This window comes from Gordonia sp. SMJS1, from assembly GCF_029866425.1.
Taxonomy (GTDB): Bacteria; Actinomycetota; Actinomycetes; order Mycobacteriales; family Mycobacteriaceae; genus Gordonia; species Gordonia hongkongensis.
The window spans coordinates 139,882-154,427 of sequence record NZ_CP123382.1 but is presented as its reverse complement, the minus strand read 5'-3'; the positions used below and the strand labels follow the sequence as shown (position 1 = coordinate 154,427).

Annotated in this window: 20 protein-coding genes; 7 read left to right on the top strand and 13 right to left on the bottom strand. The window is 66.4% G+C overall.

The window, feature by feature from the left end:
* The first annotated feature begins 52 nt into the window (after nucleotides 1-52).
* Nucleotides 53-373: a hypothetical protein gene (locus QAD21_RS24570; protein ID WP_280361988.1), complete on the top strand. Its 321-nt coding sequence runs from the start codon at nucleotides 53-55 to the stop codon at nucleotides 371-373.
* Nucleotides 374-506: 133 nt separating this feature from the next.
* The gene (locus QAD21_RS24565) at nucleotides 507-1,823 is read left to right on the top strand and encodes an IS256 family transposase (protein WP_280361987.1); all 1,317 of its coding nucleotides are present in this window, start codon (nucleotides 507-509) and stop codon (nucleotides 1,821-1,823) included.
* A 13-nt stretch (nucleotides 1,824-1,836) separates the two neighbouring features.
* On the opposite strand, the gene QAD21_RS24560 is transcribed toward QAD21_RS24565, so the two are convergent.
* The 3 genes from QAD21_RS24560 to QAD21_RS24550 form a co-directional block, all read right to left on the bottom strand.
* Nucleotides 1,837-2,850, bottom strand: coding sequence for a nucleotidyl transferase AbiEii/AbiGii toxin family protein (locus QAD21_RS24560; protein ID WP_058253455.1), 1,014 nt, complete (start codon nucleotides 2,848-2,850; stop codon nucleotides 1,837-1,839).
* Nucleotides 2,850-3,518 (bottom strand): type IV toxin-antitoxin system AbiEi family antitoxin domain-containing protein, encoded by a 669-nt coding sequence (locus QAD21_RS24555; RefSeq protein ID WP_058253456.1) that lies wholly within the window; start codon nucleotides 3,516-3,518, stop codon nucleotides 2,850-2,852. The genes QAD21_RS24560 and QAD21_RS24555 overlap by 1 nt, the downstream gene beginning before the upstream one ends.
* 114 nt (nucleotides 3,519-3,632) lie before the next feature.
* Nucleotides 3,633-5,402, bottom strand: coding sequence for a DNA cytosine methyltransferase (locus QAD21_RS24550; RefSeq protein WP_280361984.1), 1,770 nt, complete (start codon nucleotides 5,400-5,402; stop codon nucleotides 3,633-3,635).
* A 104-nt stretch (nucleotides 5,403-5,506) separates the two neighbouring features.
* Between QAD21_RS24550 and QAD21_RS24545 the strand changes: the two genes are divergently transcribed.
* Nucleotides 5,507-5,884, top strand: coding sequence for a hypothetical protein (locus QAD21_RS24545; RefSeq protein WP_139114247.1), 378 nt, complete (start codon nucleotides 5,507-5,509; stop codon nucleotides 5,882-5,884).
* A gap of 125 nt (nucleotides 5,885-6,009) precedes the next feature.
* Nucleotides 6,010-6,246, top strand: a complete 237-nt coding sequence (locus QAD21_RS24540; protein ID WP_058253458.1) for a helix-turn-helix transcriptional regulator — start codon at nucleotides 6,010-6,012, stop codon at nucleotides 6,244-6,246.
* Nucleotides 6,247-6,434: 188 nt separating this feature from the next.
* On the opposite strand, the gene QAD21_RS24535 is transcribed toward QAD21_RS24540, so the two are convergent.
* The 4 genes from QAD21_RS24535 to QAD21_RS24520 form a co-directional block, all read right to left on the bottom strand.
* Entirely contained in the window at nucleotides 6,435-6,704 is a 270-nt protein-coding gene (locus QAD21_RS24535) for a hypothetical protein (protein WP_058253459.1), read from the bottom strand.
* A 101-nt stretch (nucleotides 6,705-6,805) separates the two neighbouring features.
* On the bottom strand, nucleotides 6,806-7,177 hold the full coding sequence (locus QAD21_RS24530) for a hypothetical protein (RefSeq protein WP_058253460.1): 372 nt from the start codon (nucleotides 7,175-7,177) through the stop codon (nucleotides 6,806-6,808).
* 124 nt (nucleotides 7,178-7,301) lie between these two features.
* On the bottom strand, nucleotides 7,302-8,294 hold the full coding sequence (locus QAD21_RS24525) for a hypothetical protein (protein WP_058253461.1): 993 nt from the start codon (nucleotides 8,292-8,294) through the stop codon (nucleotides 7,302-7,304).
* Between the two features lie 4 nt (nucleotides 8,295-8,298).
* On the bottom strand, nucleotides 8,299-8,760 hold the full coding sequence (locus QAD21_RS24520; RefSeq protein ID WP_231742637.1) for a hypothetical protein: 462 nt from the start codon (nucleotides 8,758-8,760) through the stop codon (nucleotides 8,299-8,301).
* On the opposite strand from QAD21_RS24520, the gene QAD21_RS24515 reads away from it, so the two are divergent.
* From QAD21_RS24515 to QAD21_RS24505, 3 genes are all read left to right on the top strand, one after another.
* Nucleotides 8,665-8,871, top strand: a complete 207-nt coding sequence (locus tag QAD21_RS24515) for a helix-turn-helix transcriptional regulator (protein WP_307814827.1) — start codon at nucleotides 8,665-8,667, stop codon at nucleotides 8,869-8,871. The genes QAD21_RS24520 and QAD21_RS24515 overlap by 96 nt on opposite strands.
* Nucleotides 8,872-8,969: 98 nt before the next feature.
* Nucleotides 8,970-9,293: a hypothetical protein gene (locus QAD21_RS24510; RefSeq protein WP_058253463.1), complete on the top strand. Its 324-nt coding sequence runs from the start codon at nucleotides 8,970-8,972 to the stop codon at nucleotides 9,291-9,293.
* Nucleotides 9,290-9,721 (top strand): hypothetical protein, encoded by a 432-nt coding sequence (locus QAD21_RS24505; RefSeq protein ID WP_280361979.1) that lies wholly within the window; start codon nucleotides 9,290-9,292, stop codon nucleotides 9,719-9,721. Before QAD21_RS24510 ends, QAD21_RS24505 begins: the two co-directional genes overlap by 4 nt.
* A gap of 110 nt (nucleotides 9,722-9,831) precedes the next feature.
* Here the strand turns inward: QAD21_RS24505 and QAD21_RS24500 are convergent, their stop codons facing one another.
* From QAD21_RS24500 to QAD21_RS24475, 6 genes are all read right to left on the bottom strand, one after another.
* On the bottom strand, nucleotides 9,832-10,308 hold the full coding sequence (locus QAD21_RS24500; protein ID WP_280361977.1) for an ATP-binding protein: 477 nt from the start codon (nucleotides 10,306-10,308) through the stop codon (nucleotides 9,832-9,834).
* A gap of 10 nt (nucleotides 10,309-10,318) precedes the next feature.
* Nucleotides 10,319-10,744, bottom strand: coding sequence for an STAS domain-containing protein (locus tag QAD21_RS24495; protein ID WP_159372055.1), 426 nt, complete (start codon nucleotides 10,742-10,744; stop codon nucleotides 10,319-10,321).
* Between the two features lie 375 nt (nucleotides 10,745-11,119).
* Entirely contained in the window at nucleotides 11,120-11,833 is a 714-nt protein-coding gene (locus QAD21_RS24490; RefSeq protein WP_280361975.1) for a PAS and ANTAR domain-containing protein, read from the bottom strand.
* Nucleotides 11,834-12,347: 514 nt separating this feature from the next.
* A complete protein-coding gene (locus QAD21_RS24485) occupies nucleotides 12,348-12,896 on the bottom strand; it encodes a sigma-70 family RNA polymerase sigma factor (RefSeq protein ID WP_280362141.1) in 549 nt (182 codons plus the stop codon).
* A 269-nt stretch (nucleotides 12,897-13,165) separates the two neighbouring features.
* Nucleotides 13,166-13,519: an Lsr2 family protein gene (locus QAD21_RS24480; RefSeq protein ID WP_240199544.1), complete on the bottom strand. Its 354-nt coding sequence runs from the start codon at nucleotides 13,517-13,519 to the stop codon at nucleotides 13,166-13,168.
* A gap of 251 nt (nucleotides 13,520-13,770) precedes the next feature.
* Nucleotides 13,771-14,379, bottom strand: coding sequence for a TetR family transcriptional regulator (locus tag QAD21_RS24475; protein ID WP_280361972.1), 609 nt, complete (start codon nucleotides 14,377-14,379; stop codon nucleotides 13,771-13,773).
* Between the last annotated feature and the right edge of the window lie 167 nt (nucleotides 14,380-14,546).

The window sequence follows — 14,546 nt, the reverse complement described above, 5'->3', positions numbered from 1 at the left end:
ACGAGCTAAAGCCATCGAAGATGCTGCGCCGTCAGCCCATAGCCCGGGGAAGGTGGTCGCCGAGCTGTCTTTCGGGTTCTGGCGCTTCCTCACCGACCGGCCACACGAGACCAGCGTATGGACCCCTTACCTGCATCACGCCTTCCCCGCGGGAACCAACCGCCGCGATGTGGACAAAATGGTTGTGGGTCTGCATCGCCTCCGCAACCGAGTCGCACATCACGAGCCCTTGTTCACCGCCAATCTCGCTGCACAGCACGCCAGTATCCTGGCCCTGGCCACACTGTTCGATCCCTCGATGGCGGCCTACATAGCCGGCCGCAGCGCGGTACCCCAGCTGGTGCAGACTCGACCACCGTTGTCGACGCCTTAGGGCGCTGCCTATAGCTCCGGCCCATGATCACGGGCGCGTTCCGTGCTCGGCGGCGGCGGGCTGGGGGACTGTCGTGAGAACGGTGTAAGTGGCCTTACCGCCCTCGGTGTGTCGGGGGCAGGAAGGTCGCATCATGACCGACACTCTGGTGGCTGTGGAGCCATCTGATGAACACGATGACGGGATCGTCGAGGTGCCTGCGGACCGCAGCGTCGATGAACTCGAGGTAGCCCGCGAGCTGGTCCGCCAGGCCCGGGAGGCCGGGGTCCGCCTGACCGGTCCGGATGGGTTGCTCAAAGCGATGACCAAAACGGTGCTCGAGACGGCGCTCGATGAAGAGATGTCTGAGCATCTCGGTTACGACAAGCACGACCAGCGTGGTCGCGGGAGTGGCAACTCGCGCAACGGGTCTCGGTCGAAGACCGTGCTGACTGATGCGTGTGGGCAGGTCGAGATCGGTGTCCCGCGGGATCGGGCGGGCACCTTCGAGCCGCAGATCGTGAAGAAGCGCCAACGCCGCTTGACTGATGTGGATGAGGTGGTGTTGTCGCTGTATGCCCGTGGGCTCACCACCGGTGAAATCAGCGCCCATTTCGCCGACATCTACGGTGCTGCGGTCTCCAAAGACACGATCAGCCGGATCACCGACCGGGTGCTCGAAGAGATGGCCACCTGGCATGCCCGTCCGCTCGAACGCGTCTACGCCGCGGTGTTCATCGACGCCATCCATGTCAAAATCCGCGATGGGCAGGTAGGGCCCCGGCCGATCTACGCCGCGATCGGGGTGGATCTGGCCGGGCATCGTGACGTGCTCGGGATGTGGGCAGGTGAAGGCGATGGTGAGTCGGCAAAGTACTGGCTGGCGGTGCTTACCGAGCTGAAGAACCGGGGTGTAGCCGACATCTTCTTCCTCGTCTGCGACGGGCTAAAAGGCCTGCCGCAATCGGTCGGGGCGGTCTTTCCCGACACGGTGGTGCAGACGTGTGTCATCCATCTGATCCGGGGCACATTCCGCTATGCCGGCCGCCAGCACCGCGATGCTATCGCCAAGGCGATCAAACCGATCTACACCGCCCCCACCGCTGCAGCCGCGGCCGAGGCGTTGGATGCGTTCGACGCCGAGTGGGGGCACCGGTACCCGGCAGCTATCCGGTTGTGGCGCAACGCATGGCAAGAATTCATACCGTTCCTCGACTACGACATCGAGGTCCGTAAGGTGATCTGCTCGACGAATGCGATCGAGTCACTCAACGCCCGCTACCGGCGCGCAGTGCGGGCTCGTGGGCATTTCCCGAACGAGCAGTCGGCGCTAAAGTGCCTGTACCTGGTGACCCGGTCGCTCGATCCGACCGGCACCGGACAGAAACGATGGACAATGCGGTGGAAACCAGCACTCAACGCATTCGCCATCACCTTCGCCGACCGCATGCCGGCCAGCGAAGACAACTAACCGAAAACGCCACTTACACCGTTAATCTGATACTCCCCGGGCTGGCCGAAGCCTGTGGTGGGGGTGTGCGTGTCGCCGCGTGTGGTGCGCGGGTGTCGCCGAGCAGTCCGCCGATTGAGCGTGAGCGTGTTCTCTGCGGGGTCCAGACTCCGTCGTCGGGGTTCCACCGGCCGTGGCCGGCCGTGCCTGCCAGGACGGGTTCGATGAGGCTGTTGGCGGCCTCGAGGGCGGCGTCGGGCTGGTGCAGGTGCGTCGGGAGTCCACTGTGGGCGGCGCGCTCGGGGTAGTCGCGTTCCCAGGCTGGGTTCGGCAGGACCAGCGGGACCGGGATGGTCAGGTCGCGGCGGTGTTCTTGGTGGCGGAGCGCGGTGTGGAGCTGCTCGGCGTCGATCGACTGGGTGCGGGCGAGGATGACGAGGTCGACCAGATCGTGGGCGCGCGTGGAGGGGGTGTCGCCGTGGGTGCCGTGCAGCTCGTAGAGGGCGGCGACCTTGTCGGCGACCGCTTCGGCGGCGGCTTGCATACGGATCACGGGCATGGGGTCGAGTTCGTCGAGCGCGAGCACGGGGTGCGGGCTCACGGTCTCGGGTGGTAGCAGCATCTCGCGGTGGGTGGCGATGTCGAGTGTGGCGTCGGAGAACCGTTGTCCGGCAATGTTGTAGCGGATACGTCCGGCGAACAAGCCGGGGCTACGGGTGGTGGTGATCGTGACGTCGAACTCGCCGAAGTCGCCGGGTCCGGGGTGGACGGCCTGGCGCAGCGAGCGTTGCATGTGTTCAGCGTCGAGGCGGGTGGCCAGGTCGGCGTCGGCGGTCGGGCGGGCCTGGGTCGGTGCCCGGAATTGCAGGGCGGTGCCGCCGGTGAGGATCCACTGGTCGGCATCGGGGGAGCGGAACAAGCGGGCCAGGAACAACTGGAGGGTGACGGTGCGGGCGAGCTCGTCGCGACTGAACCTGCTCGTGCGAGCTTCGGCGGACAGGCGGGCTTTCAGTCCGGCACGGAATGCCTCTTCGGACGCATAGGGCATCAGCCGACCAGCATCGGTTCGGCGGGCATCTGGGCCTGATCGAGCAGCGAGGAGAACAGTTCGGCGCCCGAGGCGTAGTTCCAGCGCGGCGCGGCCCGGTCGCACGCTGCGATCAGCTCGTCGGCCTCGACCAGCGACTCGTGCAGGCAGGTGTGCAGGGCGGTCCCGATGTGCCCGCCGTCGCCGTGGGTGAGTAGCAGGTCGGCCACGGTGCGGGCGGGTGTGGTCACCGGCAGTCCGTCGACGAGGTCCCAGTCGCGGCCGCGGTCGCCGATCGGCCGGCGCCAGGTGCGCACCGAGGGGTCGCGGACGTTGATCCGGTGCGGGCTGCTCAGTTCGAGCCCGGATGCGGTGATCGTGCCCAGCCGAAGCACTTGGGCGGCGGCGGTGTGGCTCACGACGCTGTCGGGGTGGGCGCGGCGGTCCTCGATGTCGGCGGCGGGGTGTAGCGCCAACCACTGTGCCGCCCAGTCGCCGACCGTGGTCCAGGCCGAGGATTCGGGGAGTTCGTAGACGCCGTGGTGCACCCGGACGATGGACTCGCGCTCGGCGAGCCGGGCCAACACGTAGGGCGCGACGCTGAGATGGCGGGCTTGGGCGGTGGTGAACAGGCCGAACTGGCGATCCGCCAGGTCGCGGATCGCACCCCACCGGCCAGCGTCGATCATGCAGCAATAATAGCAATCGGTGTGATGGGTGACCGGCACGAGAACACTTCCTCTCCTGCTGGGGCGATGGGCGTCCGGCCCCGGCGTGGCTGGTCTCGCCGGGGCCGGTGGTCGTTACGCGCCGCGGGGGTGCAGGACCTCGCGGAGTCGGGTGCCGATCCACAGGGGGACCGGTGGGGTGACGGCGTTGCCGTAGCCGTCGATCTGGTCGCGGCCCTTTCCCCAGACGGTGAAGGTGCCTTTGTGGCCGCCGAAGTCGGGGTCGAATCCGCATCCGCGGCCGACCTCGTGGGGGGTCATCATGCGGAAGAAGCACTCTTCGAGGGAGATCTCGGCGAGGGCGTCGCGCCAGTGCGCGGCCAGCAGGGCGGTGGTGTCGCGGCTGGTCATGGTGCCGAGGGGGTCGGTGAGCGGGTGCGCGGCGGTCTCGGTTCCGGTGCTGCCGTTCTGTTTGAACCAGCCTGCGAGTAGGGCGGGGTCACCGGTCGCGGTGAGCAGGCCGGGGGTCTGCTCGGCGGTGACGGTCGGCATGGCCTGGGCGTGGCTGGCCGGGGTGGTGTGTTTGCGGAAGGGCACCACACCCGAGGACACGATGCTCAGGGTCTCCGAGCCGCCCTGGGTGGGCAGGGCCTCGTCGAGGCCGCGTGGTGCGCCCTGGAAGTTGTTGATGGCCATGGCGACCGGGGGAGTGAGCAGGCCGGTGGTGTTGGTGGCGGGCTGGGTCCACAGCGGCTGCCCCAGGGTCCGGGTCCGGCACTGCGATCCGGGGCGCTCGAAGGTATTTCCGGCGGCGACCATGATGGCGCCAGTACTGAGCAGCGCGGCCTCTTGCTGCGAGGTCTGGGTGGCCATCGGTTGCAGCGGATGGCGCTCGACGCCGCGTTGGGCCTTGGCCGGCATCAGCACAGCGGGGAACTCGGCGAACTTCTGACGGCACCGCTCCGCGCGGGCCATGGTCGCCGGGGCCAGCGGTTTGGTCCGCTCGCCGATCCGGGTGCCCAGGTGGGTCAGGTCAAGGGCCGTCAACGACGGTGTGGTGGTGGGGGAGACCTCGCCGAAGCAGCGCGGGCAGCGGTAGTTGTACTGCTTGCCGTAGCGCACCGATCCGCTGGCGGGCACGCCGGTCTTCCACGCCCACATCGCCTCGACGGCCTCATCGCAGGGTCCGCACCACGCCTGGGGGCGGTGATCGAGGTCGGGGGCGGGCAGTGCGCGGTCCCAGAACACGATGTAGAGCCGGTCCCGGCTCTGGGGGACGCCGAAGAACATCGAGTTGAGGTAGAGCACCTTGTGCTCGTAGCCGAGTTTGGTGATCTCGCGCAGCCACCACCGATACGTCGAGCCGTCGCCGACCTTGCGTCGGCCGGGGACCGCTGGACCCCAGGACTGCAACTCGGTGGTGCATTCGACCAGGATCAGCAGGGGATGGTGCTGGTCGGCGTAGTGCAGCACGCAGTTGGCCGTTGCGCGGTCCCGCTCGGACCGGGTGGCGCGTTCCTCGAACTCGGGGTCGTCGAGGTCGAACAACGTCAGTCCCTGCGCGTAGGCGCGCTGGGTGTTGGCCTGGGAGTGGTTGGTGCAGGTCACCCCGGCGACCAGTAGGTCGGCTGCCGGGAGTTCGCGCACCGAGTGGTAGGTGTCGGAGTCGGTGTTGATCAGATCAGCGATCCAGTGCTCGACGTGCGGATGGTTGGCCTCGTGCACCTCGACCTTGTAGCGGTTGTGGTTGGCCCCGACGATCGTGTCGAAGCCTGCGGCCTCGATGCCCTGGGTGAATCCGCCGAATCCCGAGAACAAGTCCAGCGCGGTCGGGTTGTCGTGGCGAAACCGTCTGCGACGCAGCGCTGGTCGATGTTCGGCTGTATTCGAGATGATGTGACCCATGGTCCTGGCCCTTTCCTCAACACTCCCTAAGTGGTTGCCTATAGACTACCACTAGCGGTAGCCTATAGGCAACCACTAGTCAGGGTCCTTAGAAGGAGAGAGTCATGGTCGTCACTACCGGAAACGCCTCTGCCGCAACGGCGATGAGTGCGCACTCACGCGCTATCGCGGCCTGCATCGAGCGGTGGCATCGAGCCGCCGACAGCGCATCGGGCGGCGATGCTGAACACGAGGCGGCTGCTGCGCTGGTCGCGCTCGTGGAGCAGGCCATGCCCGAGCTGGCGCGCACCGAGGTTGTCGAGCGGTCGTATCTGGTGCGCAGGGTGCAGCGCTACGTCGGCCCACTCCCGCAGGACTGGGACACGATGGACGATGCCGAGCGCGACCAGTTCGTCTGTGATCACTGGCTTGCAGTTGAGGAGTTCGACGAGCACATCGACGACGACCAGCTGACTCTGACGATCGTGAAACCCGCGCAGTGAGCAGCTGTCCCGCGCCGACCGGGCGCACCGCCGTCATGCTGCCGCCCGTGGCGACCTCGCCGGTAGGCTCAGCCACGCCGAGTGCGCCCGCCGACCTGGCGGGCGACAGGGGAGGAGGAGCCGTCATGGCCGTCGACATCGACGAACCTGCATTGCTACGCGCTCTCGGAGAAGCGATCACGACTCGCCGCGAGGAACTGGGCCTCAGTCAGCGGGCCCTGGGTCTCGAGGCCGGCGTCGAGCGCAACATGCTGCGCGGCGTGGAAGACGGATCGCGGCGAGCAACCATCATCACCCTGGCGCGCATCGCCGAAGCGCTGAAAGTGCCGATCTCGCAACTACTTCACCAGATCGGGCACTAACCCTCCACGACCCTCAGTGAAGACCCACACCGGCTGGTCGCCGTCGCGCGTAACCAGGACGGAGGGGAGGGGGCTGCACATTCGGGGGAGCTCGCCGCCCTCCCCTCCTATCCTGTGAGGAACGATCTTCGGTTTGGGTGTGGCAACTCAGAAGAACGTCCTTCGTGATCGGTGGTGGTGATCGGTGGTCAGATGTCGCCGGTCGAGGCGATCGCGAAGGTTCGTGTGCGACGTGCTCGCAACCAGTTCTGGTCCTTGTTCCAGAGCGTGAGCACTTTACGGGCCAACTCGACGTTGTCGGGCTGGTCGTCGATCGAGCTGGCGAGCCCGGCGTAGAACGTCTCGTAGTCGAGGTTATGAGTGAGACGGACTCGTCGTCGACGGGCTCGGGCGTCAACGCGCAGGAGAGCCGCGAACTCACGGGGTGTCAGGACGCTGTGGGCCGAAGGCAAGTTCATGAGGGGATCTCTCCTCGCGGGGTGGGTGACAGTTCGCGTGGCCTTTGAGAGCAAACCTGTTGCTGGTCACTGATAAGTCCACATGGTGGTCTCCTGATGGTCTAGTTGAGCGCCAGCGTGCTGACCGTGGCCACGATGGCTACAGCGATGAGCGCGAGGATGGGGTTGACCATGCTTGCGGGCTGCCGCGGCGGCGGTGTCGGCCCAGGGTGGCGCCTGGTGAACTCTGCCTCGTGGCCGGCGGGTGCGAGCGGGGCGTCTGGATCGTTGATGCGCATACCGTGTGCGGCGAGTGCGTCGTACCAGGCGTCGTCATGCCAGTCTTCTGTGTGGCCTTCGGCGAGGGCTCGCTTCCGGGCGCGGAGTAGGCGTTGGAACCAACCGAAGTTGCCGATGGGGAATCTCCATAAGGCGATGACGGCGATCGCGAGGACTATGACGGCCACGTTGAGGGACCAGATCACCCAGTTCATGTTTCTCCTTGTAGGTCGAAGGGCCCTTCTTCGAGAGCGATTCGGGTGTTGTCTTTGTGTGTGCATAACATGCCGCACCGACGCCGTGGCGTGCATCGCGCGCCCGAATCGCCCGTCAGCTGGGTCATCGTTGCAGTTGCGGGCGCTTGGCCTGGGTGTCGAGTTGGCGTTGCACGGACTCGGCGACGAGCGCCCGGACCGGTGGGATGCGGCGTGCGCCGGCCTCGGCGATGAGTGTGGTGATGCGGTCGAGCAGGTTGTCGCGGTAGGCGTCGGTGATGGTCGGGTCCAGTGCCTGGTCGAGCATTTTGCGTGCTCGGGTGAGCTTTCCACGCTTGGCGGGCTGGATGTTCAGGCCGGTGTCGCGGGCGTGGCGTGAGGCGGTGTTCCATGCGTCGCGGGCTGCCAGGGCGTTGGTGACGGCTCGCTCGGCGAGGTCTCTGTCCAGGGGCCGGGAGTCGTAGGCGGCGGCGCGGGCGGCGGTGTAGGCGTCGAGGAACGCCGCGGTGTGGGGGTCGTTGGTGTCGTCGAGGAGTGGGCGGGTGAAGAGCCGGTCTGCGAGGTCGGCGTGATAGGCGGCGTAGTCGGCGTCGATGGTGCCGAGGACGTCGGCCGCCTTGACCCACTGAGCGCGTGTGCTCTTCACCAGAACGGCTCGGTGGGAACGTGCTTGGCTCACTTTGTGGTAGGCGAGAACCGCGACAGCGATGACGATGAGGCTGGCCGCGACGGCTCCGCAGATGATCCACAGCGTCGTGTAGTCGGTGGGCGCCTCGGGTGCCGACGGTGTCGGCTCGGCCGGGGCCGGCGGCGTCGGCACGGGGGACGCGTCGGGGGAGGTTGGCTGCCTGTCCTGATCCGAATCGGGGCCGACCAGAGTCAGAACCAGGCCGACGGAGGATAGGATGACACCGCCGATCGCAAGTGGAGCGACGGTGTCGGTGACTTCGCCTGAGTTCTTCGCAATGGCGGCTCGCAGGCCCGCCCCCAACAGGATGACCACCCCGAGGATCGAGGCCCCCCATCCGAGATTGGACGCCACCTGCATGAAGGCCTCAGGGGCTTCCGGCTTGAGGGGTGCCACGTCGGCCAGGGTTCCGAGAGCAGTGAACTCCATTGGCCTACTGCCCCTTTCGATGATCGGCAGATGCCATGGGGGGAGCGAACTCGAAGAGTCGCTGCCGGAATCCGTCATCGAACGCCGAGGTCGGCGGGTAGTGCGCAAGGATCGCCGCTGCGGCGTTCGCCCGGGCGGTCGGGGTGATGCGGCGGATGGTGTGGTCGGCGGCGAGATAGCCGGAGGCTTGTTCGATTAGAGTGGAGCATTGGTGCATGTCACGGCCCTTTCCGTGGTGTGCGTCGGGTCCGTGGGTGTTCCAGCACCCGCGGACCACTCTTGTTTCTGCCCGAGTCGGCAGCGAAGGTTCACCACCAAACATCAGCGGTGATGGTTTTAGTCTACATGCGTGTGGGATATAGTCAACACGGTGGAGAGACTTCAGGAGCTGGGCCAGCGTGTGCGCGACGCGCGAACCAGCCGCGGTCAGACGCAGGCCGAAGTAGCCAAAGCTGTTGGCGTGCACCGAACCCACCTGTCGGCGATCGAAGCCGGGCGCGAGAACATCACCATCGGAACGCTCTACCGGATAGCCGACCACTTCGGCATTGCCGCCTCGCGCCTACTGCCCGACTGATTCAGCGAGACTGTCGGACCTTCATGAAAAGGTAACTGCGAGTCGACGACCTGGGACAACGCCGCACAGCAGGCAACAAGCGACGCAGGAGGAACCTGATGTTCACCGGATTGACCAACACCATCATCAACCTCTTCACCCCTGGCGGCGAGTCGGGCGCCAATGCCATGGAGGCTGGCTATCCGATGGCAATGTTCCATGTAGCCGGCGGGCCCGTCATCACCGTCACAGCGAACGGACGCAACGACCAGGACAGGCGCGTGCTCGATCAGTTTGATGTTCCGACGGAGGGACGCGGACGGAAAAAGGCCGCACTCGCCGCGATCAATGCCCACGGCTACGAGCTCGCCGGCCCGCCGTTGCGGGTCGGGAACCCGGCGATGTACGTCGCACCCGTCTTGCGTGTCAGGCGGCCGCGTTGAATCAAGCGGTAACGGCCGGATTCGTCTGGCAGATCCTGCTCCTGGGCGGTCTCGTCTACTGGTCGAGATTCGGCGCGGCAGCGGTCATCGACGCAGCGACACAGCCCGTTCGGGCGGTGCGCTGGCAGCCGCACCCTGAACTCGGACCTACTCCGTCGCCCGCCCGGTTCAAGTGGGTCATCGGATTCGTCGGCGTGGCCTTTCTGCCTGTCGGCGTGCTCGTCGCCGCCTTCTGCGCGGTCTGCCGGATTATCGCCAGTTCGTGGCCGCCAGGTGTCTTCGTGGGTGCAGGTTGGACAGTAGCCGTTCTCGGTTGGCTGACACTGCTGATGGTCGGCGAAATGTCGATCGCCAAAGAGCTCGGACCAGGCCGCACAATTCGTGCAGCTCTGCACCGTCAGCACCACCGCGACCTCCTCGGTTCGTGACCATGAGCGGTGCGCAGTGAGCGTCAGGCTTGCCCAGCAACCACTCTCAGCGCGCCAGCCCGCATCTAGAATGTCGTCACGTTGCGTAGCATTTCGTCACTGGTGACGAATCATAGAGCGCAGCAACACCTTTCGCCGATAATGTACGTTATGACATCACGACAGTCCCGCATCGGCTGCCAGCACATGGTGACGGTGGTGCCGTCGGGTCCGGTGGTGAGTGCGTTGGTGTCGCTGAGCGCGGTGATGAGTGCTAGTCCGCGGCCGCGGAAGCGCTCTGAGGGGCTGGGGTCCCAGGTTCCGGTGTCGGTGACGGTGATTTCGAGGACGCCGTTGGGTCGGTGTCGGCTGCGCACGGTGACCGTTCCGGGTGCGGCGGTGTCTTTATAGGCGTGTTCGGTGGCGTTGGCGACTGCTTCGTAGACGGCCAGGACGATGTCGCCGCGGCGTTCGGTGTCGGCGTCGACGGTGGCCGTGACCCAGAGGGTGAACAGTTCGCGCAGTGTGTAGGCGGCTTCGGCGGTGGCCTCGACCGAGCGTTGGAAGTCACCGGTGGAGTCGCCATCGAGGTGCAGTGATGAGTCCACGCCGCGGTGTTTACTCAGTCGGGGTGCCGCTCATTCCGGTGGGGTCGGTCATGGAGGTGACGGCGTGGGCGAGGGAGGGGTAGAGGACGATCGTCTGGTCCAGGCCCATAAGTGTCAGCGGCCTCGACGTCGCGGGTTCGGCGGCGACGACTCCGAACAGTCCGGTCGGTGCGATGGCCTCGTGTGCGGCGACGAGCGCGGCCATGCCGGCTGAGGCCAGGAAGTCGGTGGTGGTCAGATCGATGATCAGGCCGCGCGGTTGGCCGGTCAACGCGTTCGTTACTGCCTCGGACAGTTGTGGTGCGGTGAGCACGTCGATGCTGCCCTGCACGGTCAGGATCACCAGTTCTTCGTGCTGGGCGGAGACGATGGTCAGCAACGCACGGCCGGCGTTGTCTCCGCTGTCGTCGACGACCACAGCGTCAGGGTTGACCACGGCGTCAGGGTTGTTTGGCTGCACTGGTGACTCTCGCTTCCATCGAAGGGGGGCCACACAGCTGTTGTGTGGCCACGGCCCCGACCGACGACATGACGACGGCTACCTGCTGCACCGGCCTACCCATTTTGTCATGGTCGCCCGCCCGACAGCGATGCGGTCGGGCGAGGACGTCAGGCGCGGCAGCCCTTCGTCGGGTCTCGCCTGGGGACCTCGCCCGACGGTCACACGACACCACGTTCGAGATTGCACATCCGATTGCGCGATACGCATTCGAGCTGGCGGATCGTCGGTTCGTCGAATCAGATGTGGATGCGGATGTCGGAAACTCGTGCACTGTGCTGTCCGAGGCTCGGCTGTCCGGAGCACGCTCGGCTACTCGGTGGACGAGGTCGGTTCGTTGTGATGGCGGTGCGCTGTCGTGGTGTCCTCGGGGGTGGCCGGTGGGCCGGCTGCGGTGAGGATGAGGTGGTCGAAGTCTCGGCGCATGTCGTCGCTGGCGCGTAGCTGTGTGCTGGCGGCGACGATGGCTTCGCACACAACCCGCAGTTTGGTGTTGGACGTTTGGGACCGCCAGGTGAGTACGTCGAAGGCTCGGTCGGCGGGCACGCCGTAGACGAGCATGATCATGCCTTTGGCCTGTTCGATGACGGCACTGTGTTCGCGGAAGGCGCGGATGTGGCCGTCAACTTCGGCCTGGACGGAGTCGTTGGTGTAATCGGCCAGGTCGAGGTAGAACCCTTCGGTGCCGACCGCCCGGCCGGTGTCGTCGCGGATGGCGTGGGCGATGACCGCGACGGGGCGCACCTGGCCGTGGGTGTCGATGATGCGATGTCTGCTGGAGAAGGGGATATGGCGAACGCGCATCTGCTCGACCATCGCGAGGAAGGACGCGCGGTCCTCAGGATGCTTGTGAGAGGCGAGGAGGTCGGTGGTGGGCGTCATCTGCTCGGCCGGGTAGCCGTGCAGGACCGCTGTTTCGGGGCTCCACTCCCACTGTTCGGTGTCGTACCAGAACCGGAAGGTCGCCACTCGCTGGTAGTCGGTGCTGTCGGAGGGACGCTCGGCCCCCTCGGACCCGTCGGACACTCGTGCATACTCCTGATCACTGTGTGGAGACCTACCGGCAGCAGGGTCATCGTTCCGTCAGAAAAATATGTATCCCCCTCGGTGGGCGTTACAAGGGCCGTCAGGCCCTATCACCGCAGAGTGTGGCCGGTACCTCTCCGGTGTCGGGGTGATGACGCAAGCCACCTGATGCCGAAGTGGGGAGCGGCGGTTTCGGCTCCCCGGGTGGTGGGGTAGGAGGACAGTAGCCGTTGCCGGCCTGGCCGGGCAGTGGTGAGACCTCGGGCAGTTGAGCAAACGCTGCCCGAGGTCGTTTCCAATGGCTACTGGCCCCGACAGCGAGGGTTCGGAGCCGCGGCCCGGTTCGGATGGCCCGCCCGTTCCGCACTGTGTCGAGGGGGCCCGGCGGTGCGGGTCGCGTGCCGACGGTCGGGCCTGTCGTTACACAGTCGACCCGCAGTGGTGGCCGCGCCAGGCCTCACCATGTGGGTGTGTGTCGATCACCGGCAGCGGGCGACGGCAGGGATGGCTGGTGTCACGTGTCGTCGGGGGCGAGCATGACTGTTCGTAACCGTCGCAGTCCGTCGCGGATACGGGATTTGGTGGTGGGCAGCGGTGTTCGGAGTCGCTGCGCGACTTCGGGATAGGACAGGCCACCGAAGTAGGACATCTCGATGCATTCACGCTGCAGGTCGGTGAGCTGGCCCAAGCCGGCATGCAGGGTGCGCACCTCCTCGGCCACGACGGCCACTTCCAACGGAATGTTGCGCGGGGTGTCGGGTTCAGCGGTGGTGGCGCCGTAGTCGGAGATCCGCTCGGCCTGCATGTCTTCGGTGCGAACCCGGTCGACAGCGCGGCGGTGGGCGATGGTCATCATCCAGGTGATGGCCGCGCCGCGGGCAGGGTCGAAGTCTCCGGCGTTCTGCCAGTACTGCAGATAGGCTTCCTGGACGACTTCCTCGGCGTAATGGCGGTCCCGCACGATCCGCACCGCGAGACCGTAGATGCGTGAACTCGTCAGATCGTAGAGGCGGGTGAACGCCTCCCGGTCCCCGTCGGCCACCGACACCAGCAGCTGACTCAGCAGAGTCCCGTCACCGCGACACGCCGGCGCGGGGGAGCTGTCTTGGGTGGCCACGGTTTACTACACGGCCGACAACCGGGGCAGGGGTGCGTGCTCACGCACCGATCTCGTGACGATCTGGGCGGCGAGCGGGACCGTGTGGTGAGCGCAGACCATGCACGTGTCCTTTCCTGCGGGGTCGCTGCGTACACCGGGCGTATCGAACGACCTGGTGGATGCGTTACTTCCCTCAGGTGTCGCGCCCGCACCCGCGGAGGGGTTCCGGATGGTTAGGCGTGTGTGTCGTCGAATGCTGAGACCACGTGCAGGGGGATACGGCCACGCGCCGAGACGTGGTAGCCGTTGTCGCGGGCCCACTGGCGGATGGCTTGCGACCGGGTCGGCGACGGCCGCGCACGTCCACCAGTCGTTGCGTGGTCGGCTGCGACTTTCGTTGCGCGCGAGGTGTATTTCGAGATGTCGCGCTCGAATTTGGCGAGGTTCGCCGGCCGAACATCAAGCACGTAGCGGGCGATCCGCTGCCCCGGCAAGGTCACCGAGAATTCGACCGTGTGCACATCCTCGGAATCGATCGGCCGCCCGTCGACATCGTCGACCACCTCGACACGCGCAATCTTCGCCATCCGGCAACAGCCTCCCGATCATCGACCCCAACCCCTCGTGGGGACTCTATCCGCAGCTGAGGCCACCCACCGGTCCAGCGACAGCCTCCACTACTTCTGTGAGCGGGGCGGCGCTTCCGCGCCGCCTGGTGTTCGGTGACAGGCGCAACCCGGATGGCCCGCCTCGCATAACGGCCGCCGGCGCCGACGGACCCGCCGCGAGCGGGCGGGTCGTCCCGTCCAAGTCGCCGGATGGCGGGTGAGCGGGGTGGTTACTGCACGTAGGACATCAGGCCGCGCACGGACGCGTCGATGATCTGGTCGATCGCGGCATCATCGGCGAGGCTGAGGTAGGTCAGGGTGATGGCGTTGGTTGCGGCGATGACCACCGGCCCCAACTCGGCGACCGGCACCGTCCACTGGACACCGGCATGGCGGGCGCCGCGTTCGAGTCCGGCGGCGGCGATTGTGAACAGCCGTGCATACATGTGTGCGCCGGCGGTGTGCAGTTCGGGATGGTTGCGCGCATAGATTCCCAGCGCGATGACGGCCTGCATACGACCAGGCTCGGCCTGCAGGAGCCCGTAGAACCCGCGGAAATGCCGCCGCAACTGCGACTCCATGTCGAGCGCATCACCGGATGCCGGATCGACGTCGTCGGGCACGATCGAATCCAGAACAGCAGTGATGTCAGCGGGAACCGCAGTCTCTATTACTGCACTCAGCAGTGCGATGCGGCTTTCGAAGGCGTAATGAAAGCTTCCCAATTTCATCCCGGCATAGGCACAGATCCGCCGGGTGGTGGCACCTTCCACTCCGAAGTCGGCGACCACACGGTAGGCCGCATCGATGAGCGCGGCACGGCGCTGATCGGCTGACATCCGAGGCACTGACGCCTGCCTTCCTCATCATCGACCCGCGCCGGCGGCCGGCATTGTCACCGACCGGACTTGGGGCCCAAGGTTGCGTCCGACCCTAGCGTCCGCACACCGCTCAGCACTGCGCGTTGACCAAGCGGCCCAACGTCGCCGTGGGCGTTCCGCCGACG